This window comes from Pseudomonas sp. 29 (assembly GCF_002754355.1).
Classification (GTDB): Bacteria; Pseudomonadota; Gammaproteobacteria; order Pseudomonadales; family Pseudomonadaceae; genus Aquipseudomonas; species Aquipseudomonas neuropathica.
Window position 1 is genome coordinate 4,916,726 of the sequence record NZ_PEEY01000001.1, and the last position, 25,541, is coordinate 4,942,266.

At 58.9% G+C, this 25,541-nt stretch carries 19 protein-coding genes; 13 read left to right on the forward strand and 6 right to left on the reverse strand.

The window, feature by feature from the left end:
* The first annotated feature begins 80 nt into the window (after positions 1 to 80).
* The 4 genes from prpC (at position 81) to prpD (ending at position 7,111) form a co-directional block, all read left to right on the forward strand.
* Complete coding sequence (gene prpC / locus CLU80_RS22860; RefSeq protein ID WP_099758452.1) at positions 81 to 1,208, forward strand: bifunctional 2-methylcitrate synthase/citrate synthase; 1,128 nt, start codon at positions 81 to 83, stop codon at positions 1,206 to 1,208.
* A gap of 202 nt (positions 1,209 to 1,410) precedes the next feature.
* Entirely contained in the window at positions 1,411 to 4,005 is a 2,595-nt protein-coding gene (acnD, locus tag CLU80_RS22870; protein ID WP_099758454.1) for a Fe/S-dependent 2-methylisocitrate dehydratase AcnD, read from the forward strand.
* A 54-nt stretch (positions 4,006 to 4,059) separates the two neighbouring features.
* Positions 4,060 to 5,250, forward strand: coding sequence for a 2-methylaconitate cis-trans isomerase PrpF (gene prpF, locus CLU80_RS22875; protein WP_099758455.1), 1,191 nt, complete (start codon positions 4,060 to 4,062; stop codon positions 5,248 to 5,250).
* 376 nt (positions 5,251 to 5,626) lie between these two features.
* Positions 5,627 to 7,111, forward strand: coding sequence for a 2-methylcitrate dehydratase (prpD, locus tag CLU80_RS22880; protein ID WP_099758456.1), 1,485 nt, complete (start codon positions 5,627 to 5,629; stop codon positions 7,109 to 7,111).
* Here the strand turns inward: prpD and CLU80_RS22885 are convergent.
* Positions 7,104 to 8,009, reverse strand: coding sequence for a DMT family transporter (locus CLU80_RS22885; RefSeq protein ID WP_175559587.1), 906 nt, complete (start codon positions 8,007 to 8,009; stop codon positions 7,104 to 7,106). The genes prpD and CLU80_RS22885 overlap by 8 nt on opposite strands.
* Before the next feature lie 114 nt (positions 8,010 to 8,123).
* On the opposite strand from CLU80_RS22885, the gene CLU80_RS22890 reads away from it, so the two are divergent.
* A complete protein-coding gene (locus tag CLU80_RS22890) occupies positions 8,124 to 9,533 on the forward strand; it encodes an aminotransferase-like domain-containing protein (protein ID WP_099758457.1) in 1,410 nt (469 codons plus the stop codon).
* A gap of 114 nt (positions 9,534 to 9,647) precedes the next feature.
* Here the strand turns inward: CLU80_RS22890 and ppsR are convergent, their stop codons facing one another.
* A complete protein-coding gene (gene ppsR, locus CLU80_RS22895) occupies positions 9,648 to 10,466 on the reverse strand; it encodes a posphoenolpyruvate synthetase regulatory kinase/phosphorylase PpsR (protein WP_034152875.1) in 819 nt (272 codons plus the stop codon).
* Positions 10,467 to 10,640: 174 nt separating this feature from the next.
* Between ppsR and ppsA the strand changes: the two genes are divergently transcribed.
* From ppsA to CLU80_RS22935, 8 genes are all read left to right on the forward strand, one after another.
* Positions 10,641 to 13,016, forward strand: coding sequence for a phosphoenolpyruvate synthase (gene ppsA / locus CLU80_RS22900; RefSeq protein ID WP_099758458.1), 2,376 nt, complete (start codon positions 10,641 to 10,643; stop codon positions 13,014 to 13,016).
* A 97-nt stretch (positions 13,017 to 13,113) separates the two neighbouring features.
* Complete coding sequence (locus CLU80_RS22905; RefSeq protein WP_099758459.1) at positions 13,114 to 14,103, forward strand: alpha/beta fold hydrolase; 990 nt, start codon at positions 13,114 to 13,116, stop codon at positions 14,101 to 14,103.
* Positions 14,104 to 14,327: 224 nt separating this feature from the next.
* Positions 14,328 to 14,819 (forward strand): ribonuclease E activity regulator RraA, encoded by a 492-nt coding sequence (gene rraA, locus CLU80_RS22910; protein WP_093431777.1) that lies wholly within the window; start codon positions 14,328 to 14,330, stop codon positions 14,817 to 14,819.
* Between the two features lie 22 nt (positions 14,820 to 14,841).
* Complete coding sequence (cmaX, locus tag CLU80_RS22915) at positions 14,842 to 15,837, forward strand: divalent cation transporter CmaX (RefSeq protein ID WP_099758460.1); 996 nt, start codon at positions 14,842 to 14,844, stop codon at positions 15,835 to 15,837.
* 63 nt (positions 15,838 to 15,900) lie between these two features.
* Positions 15,901 to 16,149: a hypothetical protein gene (locus tag CLU80_RS22920; protein ID WP_008076827.1), complete on the forward strand. Its 249-nt coding sequence runs from the start codon at positions 15,901 to 15,903 to the stop codon at positions 16,147 to 16,149.
* A gap of 2 nt (positions 16,150 to 16,151) precedes the next feature.
* Positions 16,152 to 16,976, forward strand: coding sequence for a mechanosensitive ion channel family protein (locus CLU80_RS22925; protein ID WP_007916401.1), 825 nt, complete (start codon positions 16,152 to 16,154; stop codon positions 16,974 to 16,976).
* A 90-nt stretch (positions 16,977 to 17,066) separates the two neighbouring features.
* Complete coding sequence (sigX, locus tag CLU80_RS22930) at positions 17,067 to 17,657, forward strand: RNA polymerase sigma factor SigX (protein ID WP_011333251.1); 591 nt, start codon at positions 17,067 to 17,069, stop codon at positions 17,655 to 17,657.
* 107 nt (positions 17,658 to 17,764) lie between these two features.
* Positions 17,765 to 18,799: an OmpA family protein gene (locus tag CLU80_RS22935; protein WP_034152869.1), complete on the forward strand. Its 1,035-nt coding sequence runs from the start codon at positions 17,765 to 17,767 to the stop codon at positions 18,797 to 18,799.
* A 95-nt stretch (positions 18,800 to 18,894) separates the two neighbouring features.
* On the opposite strand, the gene cobA is transcribed toward CLU80_RS22935, so the two are convergent.
* From cobA to nirB, 4 genes are read right to left on the reverse strand one after another with little or no spacing between them, the layout of a single operon-like run.
* Complete coding sequence (gene cobA / locus CLU80_RS22940) at positions 18,895 to 19,662, reverse strand: uroporphyrinogen-III C-methyltransferase (RefSeq protein WP_099758461.1); 768 nt, start codon at positions 19,660 to 19,662, stop codon at positions 18,895 to 18,897.
* Positions 19,663 to 19,675: 13 nt separating this feature from the next.
* Entirely contained in the window at positions 19,676 to 22,390 is a 2,715-nt protein-coding gene (locus CLU80_RS22945) for a nitrate reductase (protein WP_099758462.1), read from the reverse strand.
* Positions 22,390 to 22,707, reverse strand: coding sequence for a nitrite reductase small subunit NirD (gene nirD / locus CLU80_RS22950; RefSeq protein WP_016985592.1), 318 nt, complete (start codon positions 22,705 to 22,707; stop codon positions 22,390 to 22,392). The genes CLU80_RS22945 and nirD overlap by 1 nt, the downstream gene beginning before the upstream one ends.
* Positions 22,704 to 25,157 (reverse strand): nitrite reductase large subunit NirB, encoded by a 2,454-nt coding sequence (gene nirB / locus CLU80_RS22955; RefSeq protein ID WP_099758463.1) that lies wholly within the window; start codon positions 25,155 to 25,157, stop codon positions 22,704 to 22,706. The genes nirD and nirB overlap by 4 nt, the downstream gene beginning before the upstream one ends.
* Positions 25,158 to 25,541 lie beyond the last annotated feature (384 nt).

Below are 25,541 nucleotides of genomic sequence, written 5' to 3' on the forward strand. Positions count from 1 at the left end.
GAGGTGTTCCAGCCACCTTCGCGAGGAGGCTCGCTCCCACAAGTTTTCCCCAGACAAATTCAAAAAGATTGGAGAACACAATGGCCGAAGCAAAAGTACTCAGTGGTGCCGGGCTCCGTGGCCAGGTTGCCGGGCAAACCGCACTGTCCACCGTGGGCCAGGCCGGTGCCGGGCTGACCTATCGCGGCTACGACGTGCGCGAACTCGCTGCCGATGCGCAATTTGAAGAAGTCGCGTACCTGCTGCTGTACGGCGAGCTGCCGACGAAGGCGCAACTCGACGAATACCAAGGCAAACTGAGCAAGCTGCGCGACCTGCCGCAAGCGCTGAAAGAAGTGCTTGAACGCATCCCCGCCGACGCCCACCCGATGGACGTGATGCGCACCGGTTGCTCGTTCCTTGGCAACCTCGAGCCGGAGCTAGACTTCTCCGAGCAGCGCGACAAGACTGACCGCTTGCTGGCCGCGTTCCCGGCGATCATGTGCTACTGGTATCGCTTCAGCCACGACGGCAAACGCATCAACTGCGTCAGTGACGAGCCGACCATCGGCGGTCACTTCCTGCACCTGCTGCACGACAAGAAGCCAAGCGAACTGCACGTCAAAGTGATGAACGTTTCGCTGATTCTTTATGCCGAGCATGAATTCAACGCCTCGACCTTCACCGCGCGCGTTTGTGCTTCGACCCTGTCTGATCTTTATTCCTGCGTGACCGCCGCCATCGGTTCGCTGCGTGGCCCGTTGCACGGCGGCGCCAACGAAGCGGCGATGGAAATGATCGAGCGCTTCTCGTCGCCGGAAGAGGCGATCAAGGGCACCCTCGGCATGCTCGAGCGCAAGGACAAGATCATGGGCTTCGGCCACGCGATCTATAAGGACAGCGATCCGCGCAACGAGGTGATCAAGGGCTGGTCGAAAAAACTCGCGGACGAGGTCGGCGACAAGGTGTTGTTCGCGGTTTCCGAAGCCATCGACAAGACCATGTGGGAGCAGAAAAAACTGTTCCCCAACGCCGATTTTTACCATGCCTCGGCTTACCACTTCATGGGCATTCCGACCAAGCTGTTCACGCCGATCTTCGTCTGCTCGCGCCTGACCGGCTGGGCCGCGCACGTGTTCGAACAGCGTGCCAACAACCGCATCATCCGTCCAAGCGCCGAATATATCGGCGTTGAACAGCGCAAGTTCGTGCCAATCGAACGTCGCTGAAATGGTGAGCTGACCCGAAGCGCAAGATCACCGCTAAACCCTGTAGGAGTGAGCCTGCTCGCGATGACGGACTGACATTCACCATCGATGTCGACTGATCTACCGCTATCGCGAGCAGGCTCACTCCTACAAGGGACGGTGTGAATCTTGAGTCTGGCGTCAGCCCACCCTTTGCAACCACCGTGCCCCGAGTCCTGACCCGATGAACACAGAATTCCGTAAAACCCTGCCCGGCAGTCCTCTGGATTATTTCGACGCCCGCGCGGCGGTCGAGGCGATTCAGCCCGGCAGTTACGACACCCTGCCGTACACCTCCCGCGTGCTGGCGGAAAACCTCGTGCGTCGCTGCGACCCGGCCACGCTCACCGATTCCCTCAAGCAACTGATCGAACGTAAACGCGACCTCGATTTCCCGTGGTTCCCGGCGCGTGTGGTCTGCCACGACATTCTCGGCCAGACCGCATTGGTCGACCTCGCCGGCCTGCGCGACGCGATTGCGTTGCAGGGCGGCGACCCAGCGCAAGTCAACCCGGTGGTGCCGACGCAATTGATCGTCGACCACTCGCTGGCGGTAGAAGCGGGCGGTTTCGACAAGCAGGCGTTCGAGAAAAACCGCGCCATCGAAGACCGTCGCAACGAAGACCGTTTCCACTTCATCAACTGGACCAAAAAAGCCTTCAAGAACGTTGATGTGATCCCGCCGGGCAATGGCATCATGCATCAGATCAACCTGGAGAAAATGTCCCCGGTGATCCAGGTGCGTGAAGGCGTGGCGTTCCCCGACACTTGCGTCGGCACCGACAGCCACACCCCGCACGTCGATGCGTTGGGCGTAATCGCCATCGGCGTCGGCGGCCTCGAAGCCGAGAGCGTGATGCTTGGTCGCGCGTCGTGGATGCGCCTGCCGGAAAGCGTCGGCGTCGAACTGACCGGCAAGCTGCAACCGGGCATCACCGCCACTGACATGGTGCTGGCGCTGACCGAATACCTGCGCAAACAGAAAGTCGTCGGCGCATGGCTGGAGTTCTTCGGCGAAGGTGCGGCGGCGCTGACCCTCGGCGACCGCGCGACCATCTCCAACATGGCCCCGGAATACGGCGCCACTGCAGCGATGTTCTACATTGACCAACAGACTATCGATTACCTGAAACTGACCGGTCGTGAAGACCAGCAAGTGCAGCTCGTAGAGCAGTACGCCAAGCTCACCGGCCTGTGGTCCGATAGCCTGAAAGGAGCGCAATACGAGCGCGGCCTGACTTTCGATCTGTCCTCGGTAGTGCGCAACATGGCCGGCCCGAGCAACCCGCACGCGCGCGTTGCGGTGGCGGATCTGGCGGCCAAAGGCATCTCCGGGCAGTGGGATGACGTGCCCGGGCAAATGCCCGACGGCGCGGTGATCATCGCCGCCATCACCAGTTGCACCAACACCAGTAACCCGCGCAACGTGATTGCCGCCGGACTGCTGGCGCGCAACGCCAACAAGCTTGGCCTGACCCGCAAGCCGTGGGTGAAATCCTCGCTGGCGCCGGGTTCGAAAACCGTGGCGCTGTACCTCGACGAAGCGGGGCTGACCACTGAGCTGGAACAGCTCGGTTTCGGTGTTGTCGCCTTCGCTTGCACCACTTGCAACGGCATGTCCGGCGCGCTCGATCCGGTGATCCAGCAAGAGATCATCGACCGCGATCTGTACGCCACCGCCGTGCTTTCCGGCAACCGCAACTTCGACGGCCGCATTCACCCGTATGCCAAGCAAGCGTTCCTCGCTTCGCCGCCACTGGTGGTCGCATACGCCATCGCCGGGACCATCCGTTTCGACATCGAAAAAGATGTGTTGGGCGTGGTCGACGGCAAGGAAATCCGCCTGAAGAACATCTGGCCGAGCGACGAAGAAATCGACGCCGTGGTGAAATCTTCGGTCAAGCCTGAGCAGTTCCGTCAGGTCTACATTCCGATGTTCGCCGTCCACGAAGACACCGGTCCGAAAGTCACGCCGCTGTACGACTGGCGCGAAATGAGCACCTACATTCGCCGTCCACCGTACTGGGAAGGCGCGCTGGCCGGCGCCCGTCCGCTTAAGGGTATGCGCCCGCTGGCCGTGCTGCCGGACAACATCACCACCGATCACCTGTCGCCATCCAACGCGATCATGCTCGACAGCGCCGCCGGCGAATACCTGGCGAAAATGGGCTTGCCGGAAGAGGACTTCAACTCTTACGCCACCCACCGTGGCGACCACTTGACCGCACAGCGCGCGACGTTTGCCAACCCGAAACTGTTCAATGAAATGGTCGTGGAAAACGGCAAGGTCAAGCAGGGTTCGCTGGCCCGTGTCGAGCCGGAAGGCAAGGTCATGCGCATGTGGGAAGCCATCGAGACCTACATGGAGCGCAAGCAGCCGCTGATCATTATTGCCGGCGCCGATTACGGTCAGGGTTCGTCCCGTGACTGGGCGGCGAAAGGCGTGCGTCTGGCCGGTGTCGAGGCGATTGCCGCAGAAGGTTTCGAGCGCATTCACCGCACCAACCTGGTGGGCATGGGCGTGTTGCCGCTGGAGTTCAAGCCGGGCACTGACCGTCACACCCTGGCCATCGACGGCAGCGAAACCTACGACGTGGTCGGCGAGCGCAAACCGCGTGCGGACCTGACGCTGGTGATCCATCGCAAGAACGGCGAGCGCGTTGACGTGCCGGTGACCTGCCGTCTGGATACCGCTGAAGAAGTGTCGATCTATGAGGCTGGCGGCGTGTTGCAGCGCTTCGCTCAGGACTTCCTCGAAGAGTCGGCGGTTGCCGTTTAAATCTACTGATGCAGGCGTGAGGCTTGGGTCTCACGCCTGTGGTTAAGGAGCACCATGGCTCACGCACCACAAATCAAAATCCCTGCGACCTACATGCGCGGCGGCACCAGCAAAGGCGTGTTTTTCAGTCTCAAGGATTTGCCCGAAGCGGCACAGATTCCCGGCCCGACCCGCGACGCTTTGCTGCTGCGCGTGATCGGCAGCCCCGACCCGTACGACAAACAAATTGATGGCATGGGCGGCGCCACGTCCAGCACCAGCAAAACCGTGATCCTGTCGAAAAGCATCAAGGCTGATCACGACGTCGATTACCTGTTCGGTCAGGTCTCCATCGACAAGCCGTTCGTGGACTGGAGCGGCAATTGCGGCAACCTCTCGGCAGCGGTCGGTTCGTTCGCCATCAGCAACGGTCTGGTCGACGCCAGCCGCATTCCGCACAACGGTGTTGCGGTGGTGCGCGTGTGGCAGGCCAACATCGGTAAAACGATTATTGCCCATGTGCCGATCACCAACGGCGAAGTGCAGGAAACCGGTGATTTCGAACTCGACGGCGTGACCTTTCCGGCGGCCGAAGTGCAAGTCGAATTCATGGACCCGGCAGCGGAAGAAGAGGGCGGCGGTGGTTCGATGTTTCCCACCGGCAACCTCATCGATGAGCTGGAAGTACCGGGTGTCGGCACGTTCAAGGCGACCATGATCAATGCTGGCATCCCGACGATCTTCGTCAATGCTGAAGACATTGGTTACACCGGAACCGAGTTGCAAGGTGCGATCAACAGCGATCCGCAAGCGCTGCAGATGTTTGAGACGATTCGGGCTTATGGCGCGTTGCGCATGGGCTTGATTGCCAATCTGGATGAAGCAGCGAAACGTCAGCACACGCCGAAAGTCGCGTTTGTCGCCAAGCCTGCTGATTACGTGGCGTCGAGTGGCAAAGCGGTTGGCGCCGGTGATGTGGATTTGCTGGTGCGCGCCTTGTCGATGGGCAAGTTGCATCACGCGATGATGGGCACGGCGGCGGTGGCGATTGGTACGGCGGCAGCCATTTCCGGGACATTGGTGAACCTTGCAGCGGGTGGTGTTGAACGTAGTGCCGTGCGTTTTGGGCATCCGTCCGGGACGTTGCGCGTTGGCGCCGAAGCCAGCCTGGAAAACGGCGAGTGGATCGTCAAAAAAGCCATCATGAGCCGTAGCGCGCGTGTCCTGATGGAGGGTTACGTGCGCATTCCCGGAGATTCGTTCTGATCCAAGAGCTTTACCCTCATCGGAACGCCGCCCGCCCAGCCCTCTCCCGGAGGGAGAGGGGGCCGACCGAGGTGTCTGGAGATGTACATCGACCTGAAAGATTGAGGCGATTACGGATCTGGGGGCTGATTGAGGTGTTTGAAGTTGTGCATTGATCAGATCGATTCTGGATTCAGCGCAGATCGCTCAAGTCGGTGAACCTCCACAGCATCCCCCAATCAGTCCCCTCTCCCTCGGGAGAGGGCTAGGGTGAGGGGACACTCTCTGAAAAAGCACAAAACCAGCAGGCACCCCAGACCTGCAATCAACCAGACCAACCCAGCCAAGCCCTGAGGAAGACCGCAACCACTCATCATTCCCGCACAGGAGAACCGCAATGAGCGCCAACGTCGACCTGAACAACCGCCCCGACTACGACCCTGTCCTGCAGGACATCGCCGATTACGTCCTCACCTTCAAAGTCACCTCCACCGAAGCCCTCGACACCGCCCGCAACTGCCTGATGGACACGCTGGGCTGCGGCCTGCTGGCGTTGCGCTTTCCCGAATGCACCAAGCATCTGGGCCCGATCGTCGAAGGAACTGTGGTTCCTTATGGCGCGCGAGTTCCCGGCACCCGCTATCGCCTCGACCCTGTGAAAGCCGCGTGGGACATCGGCTGTATCGTCCGCTGGCTCGACTACAACGACACCTGGCTCGCCGCCGAGTGGGGCCATCCATCCGACAACCTCGGCGGGATTCTCGCGGTGGCCGATCATCTTTCGCAGAAGCGTCTGGCCAACGCTGAAGCACCGCTGACGATTCGCGATGTGCTCGAAGCGATGATCATGGCCCACGAAATTCAAGGCGTGATCGCTCTGGAAAACTCCTTCAATCGTGTAGGACTCGATCACGTCATTCTGGTGAAAGTCGCTTCAACCGCCGTTACCGCCAAACTGATGGGCGCTAATCGTGAGCAACTGCTGTCGGCGTTGTCCCATGCATTCGCCGATGGTCAGGCGCTGCGCACTTATCGCCATGCACCGAATGCCGGTTCACGAAAATCCTGGGCGGCGGGGGATGCGACGAGTCGTGGTGTGCGTCTGGCCGACATCGCCATGCGCGGCGAAATGGGTATTCCCGGCGTGCTGACTGCGAAACAGTGGGGCTTTTATGACGTGCTGTTCAGCCATACCAACAGCGATCTGGCGCTGAAACCGGAAGATAAACGTGCTTTCAGTTTTTCGCGGCCGTTCGGCAGTTACGTGATGGAAAACGTGCTGTTCAAGATCAGCTTCCCCGCCGAATTTCATGCGCAGACGGCCTGTGAAGCGGCAGTGACGTTGCACCCGCAAGTGCGCAATCGTCTGCATGAAATCGACCGGATCGTCATCACCACCCACGAATCGGCGATTCGCATCATTTCCAAAGTCGGGCCGCTGGCCAACGCCGCCGACCGTGACCACTGCATCCAGTACATGACCGCCGTGCCACTGGCCTTTGGCAATCTGGTCGCCGAGCAGTACGAAGACGATTTCCACCGGGCGCATCGGATCATCGATGTGCTGCGCGAGAAAATGGTCATCGTCGAAGAACCGCGTTTCACCCGTGAATATCTGGAGCCCGACAAGCGCTCGATTGCCAACGCCGTGCAGGTGTTTTTCAAGGATGGCAGCAGCACTGAAAACGTCGTGGTGGAATACCCGATCGGTCATCGTCGCCGCCGTGTCGAGGGTATTCCATTACTCGAAGACAAGTTCAAGGCCAATCTGGCTACACGTTTCACCGGCCAGCGCAGCGGCGAAATTTTCGCGTTGTGCAAGGATCCGGCGCAGCTCGAAGCCACCCCGGTCAATCGTTTTGTGGATATGTTCGTTATCTGAACCACTTTTCCACAGGCAATTTGGTGATCGCAAACCCGCTCAACAAAACCGCCGAATAGATCATCAGCTCCCGGGACAGGGTTTGCCCCTCGTACCAGGCGCCGATGATCACGGCGAATACCGGGAAAATGATAAACACGAACGACAGGATGATCGGGCTCAAGCGTTTAAGCAGCAAAAAGTAAACGATGAATCCGCCCACTGATGCCACCAGTCCCAGATACAGCAGGGCGCCCCACGAGCGCGCGCTGACATCGCTGAATACCGGCGTCTCAACGCTCAATCCGACAATAAATAACATCGCCCCGGCAATGCCGATTGGCAGCGTGTTGTAGGTGATCACGCTGATCGCGCTGCCGTGTTTTTTCGTCACTACGTAACACAGCGCATGCATCACCGCCGCACAGAGAATCGCCAATACTCCCAGCCATTCCGCTTGATCCAGATGCAGGCCCTGACTACGAATAATCATGAACAGACTGCCAAAACCAATGGCGATGCCGAGCATTTGTGACGGGTAGATTCTCTCGCGCAGAAACAGCGCGGAAAACAACAGGATAAACACCGGCATGCAACTGAACAGCAGGGCTGTCAGGCCGGACGATACGTGCATCTCACCGTAGTTGAGCAGGTAGTAAGGCAGGCTGAAATACGACAGCGTGACGAACACAAAGAACCAGCGACTTTGCCGGGGAAACAACAGCGGTTCCTTGCGCAACAGCGCGAAGCTCAGGAACAGCGGAAAAGCGATCAGAAAACGTAGCCCGGCGGCCGTCAGCGGCGGCACGCTTTCCACCGCAATCTTGATCCCCAGCCACGTCGTGCCCCAACTCAGGCAGACGATGAGAAACAGCGTGCTGGTGATCAATCCGGCGAGCCAGGGTTTGCTGATGTGCATCGGTGTGCTGACGGCGGTCGACATGTGGCGTACTCCGAATGGTGGAATTGACCTGATCGCGGAAACGGTCTATTTCTGATTGAACCTTTTTTAAGCACGCTATTCGGGGCGAGAATGACTGTCAAAGTAAGTATTGCCATGGTGTCAATCCTCCGTGATGGACTCGCCAATGGCGTGGGCGTGAAGTACAAACGCCTGGCGAATGCCGTCGCGCAGGCCATCGACGAAGGCATTATCGATGCCGGTAGTAAACTGCCGCCGCACCGGTTGTTGGCCGACAGTCTCGGAGTGACCATCGGTACGATCAGCCGTGCCTATGGCGAATTGGAACGCGTGGGATTGGTCGTCGCCCGCGTAGGAGATGGCACCTATGTATGTCAGCGCGGGATGGAGCGACCGCAGGACAAAGGCTTTCGTAATGTCAGCGATGAGCCGTCAGCCTGCTTCGACATGAGCCGCAATCAGCCGATTCCCGCACAGGAAGCGGCGTTCATGAGCCAGAGTCTGCAGGAACTGGCCAGCGATCCTCGGGTGCTGCAACAGTTGACCGGGTACACCGCTGAAGCCGGGTTGGCGCGGCATCGTGTGGCGGGGGCGGTGTGGTTGCAGCATGCGGCGTATGTCCCGCATGCCGATCAGGTGTTGTGCGTCAACGGTGGCCAGCATGGTCTGCTGTGCACGTTGATGGGCTTGCTCAAGGCCGGCGACACCGTTGTGACCGAGCATTTGTCCTACCCGGGATTGATCGGCGTCGCACGCCAGCTCGGAATAAAACTCATTGGCGCGGCAATGGATGACGAAGGGCTTTTACCGTCGGCGCTCGAGGACATTTGTCGTCAGCATCGTGTTTCAGCACTGTATTGCACCCCGACGATCCAGAATCCTACGGCCGCTGTAATGTCCATCCCACGGCGCAAGGCGATTGCCGACCTCTGTCGTCAACACAATCTGCTGATTATCGAAGACGAGGCCCATGCCGTTCTGGATCGCCAGCGCCCATTGCCGCTCAGCTATTTTGCGCCGGAGCGATCGGTGTTGATTGGCAGTCTGAGCAAGGCTGTTTCGGCGGGATTGCGCGTCGGTTATCTGCATGCGCCGCAAGCGTTGACCGGACGTTTGAGTGCCGCCATCCGCGCAACGTGCTGGATGGCCAATCCGTTATCGATGGAAGTCGCGAGCCTGTGGATTGAAAGCGGCATGGCCGAGCGTTTACTGGACGAGCAGATCAGCGAGATCGCTCGGCGCAAAGCGTTGGTGGCGCCTGTTCTGCAGGGTTTGAATTACAAGACTCACCCTTATAGCCCGCACTTCTGGGTAGAGGTACCTGAGCTGTGGCGGGCGTCGCAGATTGCGGCGGAGTTGAAGGAGAACAACTATCTGGTGGCCACCGCTGAGGCGTTTGCGGTGGGGCACGCAGCAGTGCCGCAATTTATTCGGGTGAGTGTGTGTAATGCGGTGGGGAATGATCGGTTGTTGCTGGCAGGTTTTGAAGCTCTGGCCAAGGCATTAACAGAGACCGTGTGATCGTTCTTCGCGAGCAAGCTCGCTCCCACATTCGACCGCATTTCAACGGGATAAACGCGATCAAACTGTGGGAGCGAGCTTGCTCGCGAAGGCGTCAGATCAGGCAATGCAGAGCTACTTGAACCGCCGCTCCACACCTTTCTCCACCAGAATCTTCGCCGAAATTTCTTCCACCGAAAAATGCGTGGAGTTGATGTTGGGGATGTTCTCGCGACGGAACAGATTCTCCACTTCACGCACCTCGAACTCGCACTGGGCGTAGCTCGAATAACGGCTGTTGGGCTTGCGCTCGTTGCGGATTGCGGTGAGGCGGTCCGGGTCGATGGTCAGGCCGAACAGCTTGTGCTGATGAGCGCGCAGGGCCGTCGGCAGGGTCAGGCGTTCCATGTCGTCTTCGGTCAGCGGATAGTTGGCCGCGCGAATGCCGAACTGCATGGCCATGTACAGACACGTCGGCGTTTTGCCGCATCGCGACACGCCCACTAGTATCAAATCGGCTTTGTCGTAATAGTGCGTGCGCGCGCCGTCGTCGTTGTCGAGGGCAAAGTTAACCGCCTCGATACGTTCCATGTAGTTGGAGTTGTGGCCGATCGAATGCGACTTGCCGACGGTGTAGGAAGAGTGCTCGGTCAGTTCCTGCTCCAGCGGGGCAAGGAAGGTCGAGAAAATGTCGATCATGAAACCATTGGACGTTGCGAGAATCTCACGGATGTCCTGATTGACGATGGTGTCGAAGATGATCGGGCGAAAGCCGTCGGTTTCAGCGGCTTTGTTGATTTGTTGTACCATGGCCCGCGCTTTTTCAACGCTGTCGATGTACGGTCGCGTGAATTTGCTGAAGGTAATGTTTTCGAACTGCGCCAGAAGGCTTTGACCCAGGGTTTCGGCAGTGATGCCGGTGCCATCGGAGATGAAGAAAGCAGATCGTTTCATTTGCACCTTGGGCCTTAAGCTAATGAGCATTTCTGGATATGATAGGCGCGATTTGTCGGCCGCGACTGGCCCGCATTCTCACTTATTTTCCAGGTCCAGGCCATACAACCGGCCAAGGCTCCCCCGGGCCGCCGGTTTCTGAGCTTTTCCAACACAGTTAGTGGAGAGATCACCTTGGTAGAGTACGTAGTTTCCCTCGATAAGCTCGGCAAACACGATGTTGAGCATGTGGGGGGCAAGAACGCATCCCTGGGCGAGATGATCAGTAACCTGGCAGGCGCCGGTGTTTCGGTCCCCGGCGGCTTCGCCACGACGGCCCAGGCCTATCGTGATTTCCTCGAACTGAGTGGCCTCAACGACCAGATCCACAAGGCCCTCGACGCGCTCGACGTTGATGACGTCAACGCTCTGGCCAAGACCGGCGCCCAGATCCGTCAATGGATCATGGAAGCCGAATTCCCCGAAAAACTGAATGCCGAGATCCGCACCGCGTTCGCCGCGCTGTCGGCCGGCAATCCTGATGTGGCCGTGGCCGTGCGTTCTTCCGCCACCGCCGAAGACTTGCCGGACGCCTCGTTCGCCGGTCAGCAGGAAACCTTCCTGAACATCCGTGGTGTGGAAAACGTTATCCGCGCCGCCAAAGAGGTGTTCGCGTCGCTGTTCAACGACCGTGCGATCTCCTACCGCGTGCACCAGGGCTTCGACCACAAACTGGTCGCCCTGTCGGCTGGCGTGCAGCGCATGGTGCGTTCGGAAACCGGCACTGCCGGCGTGATGTTCACCCTCGACACCGAATCCGGTTTCCGTGACGTGGTGTTTATCACCGGCGCCTACGGCCTGGGCGAAACCGTCGTACAAGGCGCGGTCAACCCGGATGAGTTCTACGTGCACAAGGGCACGCTGGAGGCCGGTCGTCCGGCGATCCTGCGTCGCAACCTGGGCAGCAAAGCGATCAAGATGATCTATGGCGACGAGGCCAAGGCCGGTCGTTCGGTCAAGACCATTGACGTCGACAAGGCGGATCGCGCGCGTTTCTGTCTGTCCGACGCTGAAGTCAGCGAGCTGGCCAAACAAGCGATGATCATCGAGAAGCACTATGGCTGCCCGATGGACATCGAGTGGGCCAAGGACGGTGACGACGGCAAGCTCTACATCGTGCAGGCGCGTCCGGAAACCGTGAAAAGCCGCACCCAGGCCAACGTCATGGAACGTTACCTGCTGAAAGAAACCGGCACCGTGCTGGTTGAAGGTCGCGCGATTGGCCAGCGCATCGGCGCCGGTAAAGTGCGCATCATCAAAGACGTGTCCGAGATGGACAAAGTCCAGCCGGGCGACGTACTGGTTTCCGATATGACCGACCCGGACTGGGAACCGGTCATGAAGCGCGCCAGCGCGATCGTCACCAACCGTGGCGGCCGTACCTGCCACGCGGCGATCATCGCCCGTGAGCTGGGTATCCCGGCAGTGGTTGGTTGCGGCAACGCTACCCAACTGCTCAAGGACGGCCAAGGCGTGACCGTGTCCTGCGCCGAAGGCGACACTGGTTACATCTTCGAAGGCGAACTGGGCTTTGACATCAAGAAGAACTCCGTCGACGCCATGCCAGAGCTGCCGTTCAAGATCATGATGAACGTCGGCAACCCGGACCGCGCTTTCGACTTCGCGCAGTTGCCGAATGCCGGTGTCGGCCTGGCCCGTCTGGAATTCATCATCAACCGCATGATCGGCGTCCACCCGAAAGCGCTGTTGAACTACGACGGTCTGCCGCAGGAAATCAAGGACAGCGTCGATAAGCGTATCGCCGGTTACGACGATCCGGTCGGCTTCTATGTCGAGAAACTGGTTGAAGGCATCAGCACCCTCGCGGCTGCGTTTGCACCGAAGAAAGTTATCGTGCGTCTGTCGGACTTCAAGTCCAACGAATACGCCAACCTGATCGGCGGCAAGCTCTACGAGCCGGAAGAAGAAAACCCGATGCTGGGCTTCCGTGGCGCTTCGCGTTACATCAGCGAATCGTTCCGTGACTGCTTCGAACTCGAATGCCGCGCGCTGAAACGTGTGCGCAACGAGATGGGCCTGACCAACGTCGAAATCATGGTGCCGTTTGTCCGTACTCTGGGCGAAGCCAGCCAGGTTGTTGATCTGCTCGCCGAGAACGGCTTGAAGCGCGGCGACAACGGTCTGCGCGTGATCATGATGTGCGAACTGCCATCCAACGCGATCCTTGCTGAAGAATTCCTCGAATTCTTCGACGGTTTCTCGATCGGTTCCAACGACCTGACTCAGCTGACCCTGGGTCTGGACCGCGATTCCGGTATCATCGCGCACCTGTTCGACGAGCGTAATCCGGCGGTCAAGAAGCTGTTGGCCAACGCGATTGCGGCATGCAACAAGGCCGGCAAGTACATCGGTATCTGCGGTCAGGGTCCTTCGGACCACCCGGATCTGGCCAAGTGGCTGATGGAGCAGGGCATCGAAAGCGTGTCGCTGAACCCGGACTCCGTGCTGGAAACCTGGTTCTTCCTCGCCGAAGGCCAGGCGCAGGCCTGATCAATATGTGAACGGCCCGTTCCCTCTCAGGGGCGGGCCTTGAGATTCAAGTAGGGCGGGCTCCTGTAGATGCCGCCCTTTTTTGTGCAAGAGCATTATGCAAAGCAGCAGCAACTTATTTCCTGTCGCCCTGATCAGCGCCGAACGGCGTGGTGATCTGAGCGAAGACGTGTATCGCTTGAAACCCGGCAACAGTCCCGACTGGTCCGTGGAAATCGCTGTGACCCGTTTGGGCATGGCCGATGACTCGACGCCTCGCGGTGTGCCGGTGATTCTGCTGCACGGCAGTTTTTCCAATCGGCGCTTCTGGTTCTCACCCAAAGGCCTGGGCTTGGGCGCATATCTGACGCGCCTGGGGTTCGACGTGTGGATTCCGGAGATGCGCGGCCACGGCCTGTCGCAGCGCAATGAGGAATACCGGCGCAATCGCGTGGCCGACTATGCCCGCTACGACCTGCCGGCGATTGCCGCGTTCGTGCGTGAGCAGAGCGGGCAAGTGCCGCACTGGATCGGCCATTCGCTGGGCGGCATCACCCTAGCGGCGGCGCTCGGTGGCGAATACCTGGGCGAGCCGGCAGTGGCCTCGGCAGCGTTTTTCGGCACCCAGGTCAGCCGCACCTACTGGCCGCTGAAAATCCCGCCAGTGGAGTGGAGTGGGCGCTTTATCCTCAAGCGTTTTGCGCAATTGTCGGGTTCGCGTCTCAAGCGTGGCCCGGAAGATGAGCCGATCGGTCTGGCGCTGGAAAGCATGCGCTGGTACGGCTTGTTCGGTCGTTTTGGCGACAAGGACAAGGATTGGTGGGCGGGGCTGGCCGATGTTCAAGTGCCAGTGCTGGCGGTGACCGCAGCAGGGGATCATCAGGATCCGGCCTGGGCCTGTCGCAAATTGTTCGAGCAGATCGGCTCCGAGCACAAGCAGTTCATCAATCTGGGGCGCGAGCAGGGCTTCAACGATAATTTCGGCCATGTCGAGATGTTGGTGAGCAAAGCGGCGCAGACCGAGGTGTGGCCATTGGTGGCGCGTTGGTTGAACGATCAGCACACGCCATTGCTGGGCGAGAAGCCGGATCTGGCCGCTGCCGTGTGAGTGCGAAGGCCTTGAAGGGATTTCGTTCGGGTTGGCTTGCGGCTAAGATATGACGCAATGTGCGGATCTGGTCATTTTTGGTGGCGGTTTAGCTATTACGTTTCAGGGTTTGTTCAGGTTCGTTCAGCGACCATGGGATGGACTAAGGTAAACAACGACCACCGAAACTCGTCTCCTCAGAACGCAGCATCCTTGATCGTTTTCCTTTTTACAGGAGTTTTTCGATGAACCATTACCTTACGCCTGATCTGTGCGACGCCTATCCGGAGCTGGTACAGGTGCTGGAACCGATGTTCAGCAATTTCGGCGGCCGTGATTCGTTCGGCGGCGAAATCGTGACCATCAAATGCTTCGAAGACAACTCGCTGGTCAAGGAACAGGCTGAACTCAAGGGCAGCGGCAAGGTGCTGGTGGTCGATGGCGGCGGTTCGCTGCGCCGTGCGCTGCTGGGCGACATGATCGCCGAGAAGGCGGCGAAAAACGGTTGGGAAGGGCTGGTGATCTACGGCTGCATCCGTGACGTTGACGTCATCGCCCAGACCGATCTGGGCGTGCAGGCGCTGGCCAGCCATCCGATGAAAACTGAAAAACGTGGTATTGGCGACCTCAACGTCCCGGTGACTTTCGCCGGTGTGACGTTCCACCCGGGCCACTACATTTATGCGGACAACAACGGCGTGATCATCTCGCCGAGTCCGCTGAAGATGCCTGAATAAGCTTTTCGACAAAGGGATGCGGATGTTCGAGGAAGAAAACGCGCAGTGGGGGCTAGTGCATGCCCTGGTGCTGGACGGAAAAGGCGGTGCGCGTTCGATAGCCCGGACTGAGCTCGACGATTTGCAGCTGCAGGCCCATGAAAGCCTGTGGCTGCATTGGGATCGCAGCCATCCGCAGACCCAGACCTGGCTGCGCAAATCCAGCGGGCTCAATGAATTCACCTGCGATCTGCTGCTGGAAGAGAACACCCGGCCGCGCCTGTTGCCGCTGCCGGATGCCGAACTGTTGCTGTTTCTGCGCGGGGTCAATCTCAACCCGGGCGCCGAGCCGGAAGACATGGTCTCGGTGCGGATTTTCGCTTCTGCCCAACGGGTGATTTCCCTGCGTTTGCGCCCGTTGCGCGCCACCGATGAGCTGCTGGCGCAATTGGCCGACGGCAACGGCCCGAAAACCTCCTCCGAACTGATCCTTTATCTGGCGCAGTTCCTCACCAACAAGGTGCAGGATCTGGTCACTTGCCTCTCGGAAATCGCCGATGAGGAAGAAGAAAAGATGGATGCCGACGAACGGTATACTCCCGAGCATGGCGCCATTTTGCACATCCGTCGCCGGGCGGCCGGACTAAAGCGTTTTCTCGCGCCGCAGCGGGATATTTTCGGACAACTCACGCGGATAAAACTGTCTTGGTTTGTCGATGACGATGCCGATTACTGGAACGAACTGAACAACAGCCTGACCCGCTATCTCGAAGAACTCGAATTGACCCGAGAGCGCGTGGGGCTTGTGCTGGAGGCCGAAGACCGGCGCTTGAGCGAGCGTATGAATCGCACGATGTACCGCTTCGGGATCATCACCTGCATCTTTTTGCCGATGAGTTTTATCACCGGTCTGCTGGGTATAAACGTCGGCGGAATTCCGTTCTCCAGCAGCCCTTATGGTTTCCTGATTGCCTGTTTGACGGTGCTCGCCCTGGCCTTTGGTCAGTGGTGGTTATTCCGTCGTTTGCGCTGGGTATGAAGATGGCGCATGTGACCCGACCAAATCTGCCCGCGTCTTTCACAGACATCACGAGAGGTGCGTATGCACGATCCGTTTGAACAGTCTTTGCGCGACATGCTCAACGCTTCGCCGTCCAGCCGCGACGACGATGCGTGCCTGGGCCGCGTACTCAAAACCGCCAACCGCCAGGTTGGCGCCGGTGATCTGTTCAGCCTGCTGGGCCGCTGGCTACCCGCGCTGATGATCGCCCTGAATAATGGATCGGCGCATGTCTCGCCGGTTTCCCGTCTTCGCAAACCTACCGCTCGCACTGCTGATAAGGCTGATTGAATATGGAACTTGATCTCTGGACTCAGAGCCTCGTCACGGCAATGACTGCGTTGTGGACCAAAGTCGCCAACTTCATCCCGAACCTGTTCGGCGCACTGGTCGTGCTGCTGTTGGGTTTCGTGGTGGCCAAGCTGCTCGATACCCTGCTGTCCAAACTGCTCGCCAAGCTCGGTCTTGATCGCCTGATGGGTGGCACCGGGCTGACCAAATTGATGTCGCGCGCCGGGTTGCAAGTTCCGATCTCGACCCTGATCGGCAAGATCGTTTATTGGTTCGTCCTGCTGATTTTCCTGGTTTCTGCAGCAGAATCCCTTGGCCTTGAGCGAGTTTCGGCTACGCTGGATATGTTGGCGCTCTATTTGCCGAAAGTATTCGGCGCGGCGCTGGTATTGCTGGTAGGTGTTTTGCTCGCGCAACTGGCCAACGGGCTGGTGCGCGGGGCGGCAGAGGGCGTAGGCCTGGACTACGCTTCGGGGCTGGGGCGAATTGCACAAGGGCTGGTGATCATCATCAGCATCTCGGTCGCGATCAGTCAGCTTGAGGTCAAGACTGACCTGCTGAACCATGTGATCGTCATCGTTTTGATTACCGTTGGTCTGGCCGTTGCGCTGGCCATGGGTTTGGGAAGCCGGGAAATTGCCGGTCAGATTCTTGCGGGAATCTATGTGCGTGAGTTGTATCAGGTTGGGCAACAAGTGCGTGTTGGCGAGGTCGAAGGCCAGATCGAGGAGATCGGCACGGTTAAAACCACATTGCTGACCGATGAGGGTGAGCTAGTCTCTCTTTCCAATCGGATCCTGCTGGAACAGCATGTGAGTAGCCGCTAATCCGGCAAACCCTGCTAATGTATGCCGCCGCAAAATGCCAGCTGATGCTGGTTGCGGCGGACATTGACCTGACTGTCGGCACGACTTGTTTTGAATAAAGCCCAAACGCTATCCACGCGCTACGACCCCCGCGAGCTCTCTGATGAGGAGTTGGTCGCGCGCTCGCATACCGAGCTTTTTCACGTAACGCGCGCCTATGAAGAACTGATGCGGCGTTACCAGCGAACATTATTTAACGTTTGTGCGAGATATCTTGGGAACGATCGCGACGCAGACGATGTCTGTCAGGAAGTCATGTTGAAGGTGCTGTATGGCCTGAAGAACTTCGAGGGGAAATCGAAGTTCAAAACGTGGCTCTACAGCATCACGTACAACGAATGTATTACGCAGTATCGGAAGGAACGGCGAAAGCGTCGCTTGATGGACGCATTGAGTCTTGACCCCCTCGAGGAAGCGTCCGAAGAAAAGGCGCCGAAACCCGAGGAGAAGGGCGGGCTTGATCGCTGGCTGGTGTATGTGAACCCGATTGACCGTGAAATTCTGGTGCTTCGATTTGTCGCAGAGCTGGAATTTCAGGAGATCGCAGACATCATGCACATGGGTTTGAGTGCGACAAAAATGCGTTACAAACGTGCTCTAGATAAATTGCGTGAGAAATTTGCAGGCATTGCTGAAACTTAGTTCAGCGCAAATATCTCTTACGTGTAGGCAAGTTCTGATAGACTTGCCGCCGAGTTGTCCCCCGGTTTGCGGGACTGCTTCACAATCACCAGATGGGGATTTAACGGATGAAACTGAAAAACACCTTGGGCTTGGCCATTGGTTCTCTGATTGCCGCCACTTCGTTCGGCGCTCTGGCACAAGGCCAAGGCGCAGTTGAAATCGAAGGCTTCGCAAAGAAAGAACAATTCGACAGCGCTCGTAACTTCAAGAACAACGGCAACCTGTTCGGCGGCTCGATCGGTTACTTCCTGACCGACGACGTTGAACTGCGTCTGGGCTACGACGAAGTGCACAACGTGCGTTCCGACGACGGTCGTAACATCAAGGGCGCTAACACCGCTCTGGACGCTCTGTACCACTTCAACAACCCAGGCGACATGCTGCGTCCATACGTATCGGCTGGTTTCTCCGATCAGAGCATCGGTCAGAACGGTTCCGGCGGTCGTGACCGCTCCACCTTCGCCAACGTTGGCGCTGGTGCCAAGCTGTACTTCACCGACAACTTCTACGCCCGTGCTGGCGTTGAAGCTCAGTACAACATCGACCAGGGCGACACCGAGTGGGCTCCTAGCGTCGGTATCGGTGTGAACTTCGGTGGCGGCTCCAAGCCTGCTGCTGCTCCAGTTCCAGCACCAGCTGAAGTCTGCTCCGACAGCGACAACGATGGCGTTTGCGACAACGTTGACAAGTGCCCGGACACCCCAGCCAACGTAACTGTTGACGCTGACGGCTGCCCAGCAGTTGCTGAAGTTGTTCGTGTTGAGCTGGACGTTAAGTTCGACTTCGACAAGTCGGTTGTGAAGCCAAACAGCTACGGCGACATCAAAAACCTGGCTGACTTCATGAAGCAGTACCCATCCACCACCACTACTGTTGAAGGTCACACTGACTCCGTCGGTCCTGACGCTTACAACCAGAAACTGTCCGAGCGTCGTGCAAACGCCGTTAAGCAAGTTCTGACCAACCAGTACGGTGTTGAATCGTCCCGCGTTCAGTCTGTTGGCTACGGCGAATCCCGCCCAGTTGCTGACAACAAAACTGAAGCTGGCCGCGCTGTAAACCGTCGCGTAGAAGCGCAGGTTGAAGCTCAAGCTAAGTAATTAGCTGCCGCTCTGAGAAAAGCCCGGCTTAGGCCGGGCTTTTCTTTGCCTGCGATTTGGCTTTGCAGCTTTAAAAAATCGCAGCCTTCGGCAGCTCACAGGACCAATGCAGATCCAAAGTAGGAGCTGCCGCAGGCTGCGATCTTTTGTTCTTCAACAACAGCCGCCACCGCCCCGATCACCAGAATCGCCGGGCTTTTCAATCCAAACGCACGCGCATCATCACTCATACTCGCCAGATCACTCCGGCATTCGCGCTGCTCTGGCAACGATGCATTCTCGATCATCGCCACCGGCGTATCCGCCACCATCCCGCCTGCCAGCAGTTGATCGCGAATCTCCCCAAGCTTGGCCACGCCCATATAAACCACCAGCGTCGTACCCCCCTGTGCCAGCGCCTGCCAGTTCAACTGGCTGTCGTCCTGGGTGTGTGCAGTCACCAGCGTCACCCCGCGTGCCACACCGCGTAACGTCAGCGGAATATCGCACTGCGTCGCCCCGGCCAGCCCGGCGGTGATGCCATTGACCAACTCTACTTCGACGCCACGTTCACGCAACCACTGCGCCTCTTCGCCACCACGGCCGAAAATGCACGGATCGCCGCCCTTGAGCCGCACCACACACTTGCCATGGCGGGCATAGCGCAGCATCAGCCGATGGATAAACGCTTGCGGTGTCGAACGGCAGCCGCCGCGTTTACCCACTGCAATGATGCGGGCGTCAGGGCAGTGTTCCAGCACCGCGTCGTTGACCAGATCATCGATCAGCACCACATCGGCCTCGCGCAGGGCGCGCACCGCTTTGAGGGTCAGCAGTTCCGGATCACCCGGCCCCGCGCCGACCAGCCAGACTTTTGCGTTCATGGTGTTTTCCTCATCAGATGATGGCGGCTGGCTGCACGTCGGCAGCCAGTAAGCGTTTTATTTCCGGGACGCACGAGCCGCATTGCGTGCCGCAGCCCAGTTGGTTTTTCAAGCCCTGCAGATCCAGGCCTTGGCGAATGCCGGCGCAGACCGTGTTGAGGCTGACGTTCTTGCAGTTGCACAGGGTTTTATCCACAGCCATTTGCGCCCCGACACTGCCCGGCGGCACACTCATTGGCGCCAATAGCCAGCGCCGCAGTTGCTCATCCGCACGGCCTTCCAGCCACAACCCTTGCAGCCAATGCTGAGCGAGGGTTTCACCGGCTAACCGGATCGCAGTGATCCGGCCGTTTTCAATGCGCACGCGTTTGCCAATGGCGCGGCGAGGATCGTCATAAGCCAATACCGGGCCGTCGATCAGTGACAGGCATTGGTCGATTTCACCGAGCAATTGCGCATTCGGAGCTTCGCTGCTGGCCGCGCGTATGAGCAATGCCGATCGTTCACGTCCGACAAGGCTGAGACTCACGTAGGAAAATGCCTCACAGAGCGGTCGTAGCGTCTCGAAATGCCGTTGAACATCACCCTCGATCAGTGCGAAAAGTTGCCACGGCAGATTGACCGGCTCGAGACGCACACCGCTGTGTTTTAGCTCCGGTTGCTTCGACAGCGGATCAAAGTCCGGCAGGGTCAGGCTGTTCACACCGCCCTTGAGAAAACGGTCGCCCCAGTGCATCGGCAGAAACGCTTGCCCCGGACGTACGCTGTCATCGCTGCCAACCGCGACGATTACCGCGCCGCGACGACTTTTAAGGTTGACCAGATCGCCCGGCTGCAAACGATGCCGGCGCATTTCGTCCGGGTGCAGGCTCAACACCGCTTCGCTGACATGCCCGAACAATTGCGCTGCCGTGCCAGTGCGGCTCATACCGTGCCATTGATCGCGCAAGCGGCCAGTGATCAACGTCAGTGGAAAGCGAGCATCGCGCTGCTCTTTAGCGGCGCGATACGGGTCGGATATGAATTGCGCGCGTCCGTTGGCGGTCGGAAAAATGCCGTCCTCGTACAGTCGTGGCGTTCCTTGCCGCGCTCCGACAGGGAAGGGCCATTGCTGCGGTCCGATCTCGTCGATCAGCGCGTGGCTGATCCCGGACATATCCAGATCCCGTCCACGGGTCAGCCCTTTGAATTCATCGAACAACTGCGCAGGTTGGTTAAACGTAAACAGGCTCGACTCAGCGGGACGCAGACGTTTCTCCAGACGTTGTGCGAAATCTACCGTGATCGCCCAGTCCGGCCGCGCCTCACCCGGTGGGAGGATGGCTTTACGCACGTGGGAAATGCGTCGCTCGGAATTGGTCACCGAGCCTTCTTTCTCGCCCCAACTGGCGGCAGGCAGCAGGAGATCGGCGAATGCTGCGGTTTCGGTGGTGCGAAAGGCTTCTTGCAGAACCACAAACGGGCAGGTCTCAAGCGCTGCTCGCACAGCATGTTGGTCCGGCATCGATTGCGCAGGGTTGGTGCAGGCAATCCACAACGCCTTGATCTTGCCGTTGCGCATTTGCTCGAACAGTTCGATGGCACTGAGACCAGTATTTTCCGGCAACCGATCAACGCCCCAATAAGCCGCCACTTCGGCACGGTGTTCAGGGTTGGCCGGGTCTCGATGGCCCGGCAACAGATTCGACAAACTGCCCGTTTCACGCCCGCCCATGGCATTTGGCTGACCGGTAAGGGAGAAAGGTCCTGCACCCGGACGGCCGATTTGCCCGGTGGCCAAGTGCAGATTGATCAGCGCGCTGTTCTTCGCGCTGCCAGCGGTGGACTGGTTCAGGCCCATGCACCACAGCGACAGAAAACTCGGCGAGGTGCCCACCCATTCCGCGCATTGCTGCAATTGCTCGACACTGATCCCGCACAGTTGCGAAACCATCTGCGGGGTGTAATCGCGCACCAGATTTTTCAAGTCGGCGAGGCCATCGGTGTGCGCCTTGATGAAGTCACGGTCGATCCAGTCTTCCCACAGCAACAGATGCAGAATTCCATGAAACAACGCGACGTCGGTGCCCGGCAGAATCGCCAAGTGCAGATCCGCGAGGTCGCAGGTGTCGGTACGCCGTGGGTCAATGACGATGACTTTCATCTGTGGGCGGCGGGATTTTGCCTCTTCCAGCCGACGGAAAAGTACCGGATGGGCGTAGGCCATGTTACTACCGACGATCATCACGCAATCGCTGAGTTCCAGGTCTTCATAACTGCACGGAGGAGCATCGGCGCCGAGGCTGCGTTTGTAGCCGACCACTGCTGAAGACATGCACAGGCGCGAATTGCTGTCGATGTTGTTGGTCCCGACCAACGCCCGCGCCAGTTTGTTGAAGGCGTAATAGTCCTCGGTCAGCAACTGCCCGGAGATATAGAACGCCACGCTGTCCGGGCCGTGCTCGGCAATGGTCTCGGCGAACACGTTGGCAGCGTGTTCCAGTGCCGTATCCCAATCCGTTCGGCTGCGCGCCAGGCCTTTGCCCAGACGCAGTTCCGGGTACAGCGCGCGGGCTGCCAGGTCGCCGGTCAGGTGCAGGGTCGAGCCTTTGCTGCACAGTTTGCCGAAGTTGGCCGGGTGCGCCGGATCGCCGCTGACGCCGAGAATGCGCTCGCCGTCATGCTCGATCAGCACGCCGCAGCCGACCCCGCAATAACAGCAGGTCGAGGCGGTCGTCTGGCGGCTCATCAGATGGCGTCCCGCAGGGCCAGTTGTACACGACCGTTTTCGACCCGCGCCGGGTGATGGTGCGCGCAACCGATATCCGGCGCCTGAGCTTCGCCAGATTCGAGGTCGATTTGCCAGTTGTGCAACGGGCAGGCCACACGTTTGCCGTAGATCAAACCTTGCGACAATGGCCCGCCCTTGTGCGGGCAGCGGTCGTCGAGGGCGAAAACCTCATCGTCGCTTGTACGAAAAATCGCGATGTCACCTTTCGGCCCGGCAATGATTCGCGAACCGAGGGCATTGATCTCGTCGAGGGCACAGATATCCAGCCAGTTCATGCCGGCACCTCCAGGTTTTTCACGGGAATTACGTCGAATTCTTTCTTCAGTTGCGGCTGCGCCAGACGCTCTTTCCAAGGGTCTTGCTCGAACGACAGAGAGAATTGCAGGCGCTCGTTCAGGGCCTTGCGACGCTCGGGGTCTTCGAGCACGGCTTTCTTGATGTGCTCCATACCGACCCGTTGCAGGTAGTGCACGGTGCGTTCGAGGTAGAAGGCTTCTTCGCGATACAGCTGCAGGAAGGCGCCGTTGTATTCGCGGACTTCCTCGGCGGTTTTCAGCTTGACGAAGAACTCAGCGACCTCGGTTTTGATTCCGCCGTTACCGCCGATGTACATCTCCCAACCGGAGTCGACACCGATAATTCCTACGTCTTTGATCCCCGCTTCCGAGCAGTTGCGGGGGCAACCGGAGACGGCGAGTTTCACTTTGTGCGGCGACCACATGTTGAACAGATCGTGCTCGAGCTCGATGCCCAGTTGTGTCGAGTTTTGCGTGCCGAAGCGGCAGAACTCGCTGCCGACGCAGGTCTTCACGGTACGGATGGATTTGCCGTAGGCATGCCCGGACGGCATGTCGAGGTCTTTCCAGACGCCGGGCAAGTCCTGCTTCTTGATGCCGAGCAAATCGATGCGCTGACCGCCGGTGACCTTGACCATCGGCACGTTGTACTTGTCGGCCACGTCGGCAATCCGCCGCAGTTCCGAAGGATTGGTCACGCCGCCCCACATCCGTGGCACCACCGAATAGGTGCCGTCCTTCTGAATGTTGGCGTGGGCGCGTTCGTTGATCAGGCGCGATTGCGGATCGTCCTTGGCTTCGCCGGGCCAAGTGGAAATCAGGTAATAGTTGAGGGCAGGGCGGCATGTTGCGCAGCCGTTCGGCGTGCGCCAGTTGAGGTAGCTCATGGTCCCGGCGATGGTCAGCAGATGCTGTTCGCGAATAGCCTGGCGGATCTGCCCGTGGTTGAGGTCGCTGCAACCGCAGATGGCTTTTTCGCTTTTCGGTTTGACGTCCGCCGCACCGCCGACGGTGTTGATCAGGATCTGCTCGACCAGCCCGGCGCAGGAGCCGCAGGAGCTGGCAGCCTTGGTGTGTTTCTTCACCTCATCGACGCTGAACAGGCCGTGTTCCTGAATGGCTTTGACGATGGTGCCTTTGCACACGCCGTTGCAGCCGCAGACTTCGGCGGTGTCGGCCATGACCATGGCTTTGTCCTGGCCTTGATGTCCTACGTCGCCTAACGCATTTTCTCCAAACATGAGGTGATCGCGGATTTCGCCGATGGCGTGATTCTCACGAATCTGCCGGAAATACCAACCGCCATCTGCCGTATCGCCGTACAGACAGGCGCCGACCAGCACGTCATCCTTGATCACCAGTTTTTTGTACACGCCGCCAATCGGGTCGGAGAGGGTGATGGTTTCCGTGCCTTCGCCGCCCATGAAATCGCCGGCAGAAAACAGATCGATGCCGGTGACTTTCAATTTGGTCGAGGTCACCGAACCCTGATAACGGGCGAAACCCAGTTGTGCGAGGTGGTTGGCGCAGACCTTGGCCTGTTCGAACAACGGCGCGACCAGACCGTAGGCAATGCCGCGGTGGCTGGCGCATTCACCGATGGCATAAATACGCGGGTCGTAGGTTTGCAGCGTGTCATTGACCAGAATCCCGCGATTGCACGGGATGCCGGCCTTTTCCGCCAATTCTGTGTTGGGACGAATACCGGCAGCCATTACCACCAGATCAGCCGGGATGATCTCGCCGTTCTTGAACTGCACCGAGCCGACCCGGCCATTGCCCGCATCGTGCAGCGCCTGAGTCTGTTCGCACAGACGGAAATGCAAGCCTCGGGATTCGAGGGCAGTTTGCAGGAGTTGGCCGCTGGTTTTGTCCAGTTGCCGTTCCAGCAGCCATTCGCCGATGTGCACCACGGTGACGTGCATGCCGCGCAACATCAGGCCATTGGCGGCTTCGAGACCGAGCAGACCGCCACCGATGACCACCGCGTGTTTGTGGGTTTTAGCGGTGTCGATCATTGCCTGGGTGTCGGCGATGTCGCGATAGCCGATCACCCCGTGCAGGGTGTTGCCGGGGATCGGCAGGATGAACGGCGTCGAGCCGGTGGCGATCAGCAGGCGATCGTATTCGGCTTCGGTGCCGTCCTCGGCGATCACCCGGCGTTTGACCCGGTCGATCTCCACCACTTTGCGGTTGAGCAGCAACTTGATGTTGTTTTCCAGGTACCAGTCGAGGTCGTTGAGGACGATCTCTTCGAAAGTCTGCTCACCGGCCAGCACCGGTGACAGCAGAATGCGGTTGTAGTTGGTGTGCGGTTCGGCGCCGAAGACCGTGATGTCGTACAGCTCGTTGCTCAGCTTGAGCAGTTCTTCGAGGGTGCGGACCCCGGCCATGCCATTGCCGATCATCACCAGTTTGAGTTTTTTCATCAGGTTCTCCGGGGAGCTGCGGCTGGCCTCTTGTGGGCAGTCAGGCCTTGCTCGAGAAATTTTGCGCAAACAAAAAAAGGCGTCCCGCTAGTTGCCTAGCGAGGACGCCTTTGTCCTGGTCCCGTTCTCTCGGGAAGCGCAGCCTTCGTCGTTGAAGGTTGGGCTTTATGTGTGTGTTGGGTGGGGTAATGCAGTGGTTGTGCCAAGTGGGGGAATGGCGTGTTTATTGGGCGGGAGCGGTAATTGACGGGGATTTTTTGCACCGAATCGACGCAGGTTGCTCGTTCGTGGGGCATTCAGGCAGGTGGATTTGTAGTGATTGGGCGGGCCCCTTCGCGAGCAAGCTCGCTCCCACAGGGGATTCGTGTCGTTCGTAAATCTCCT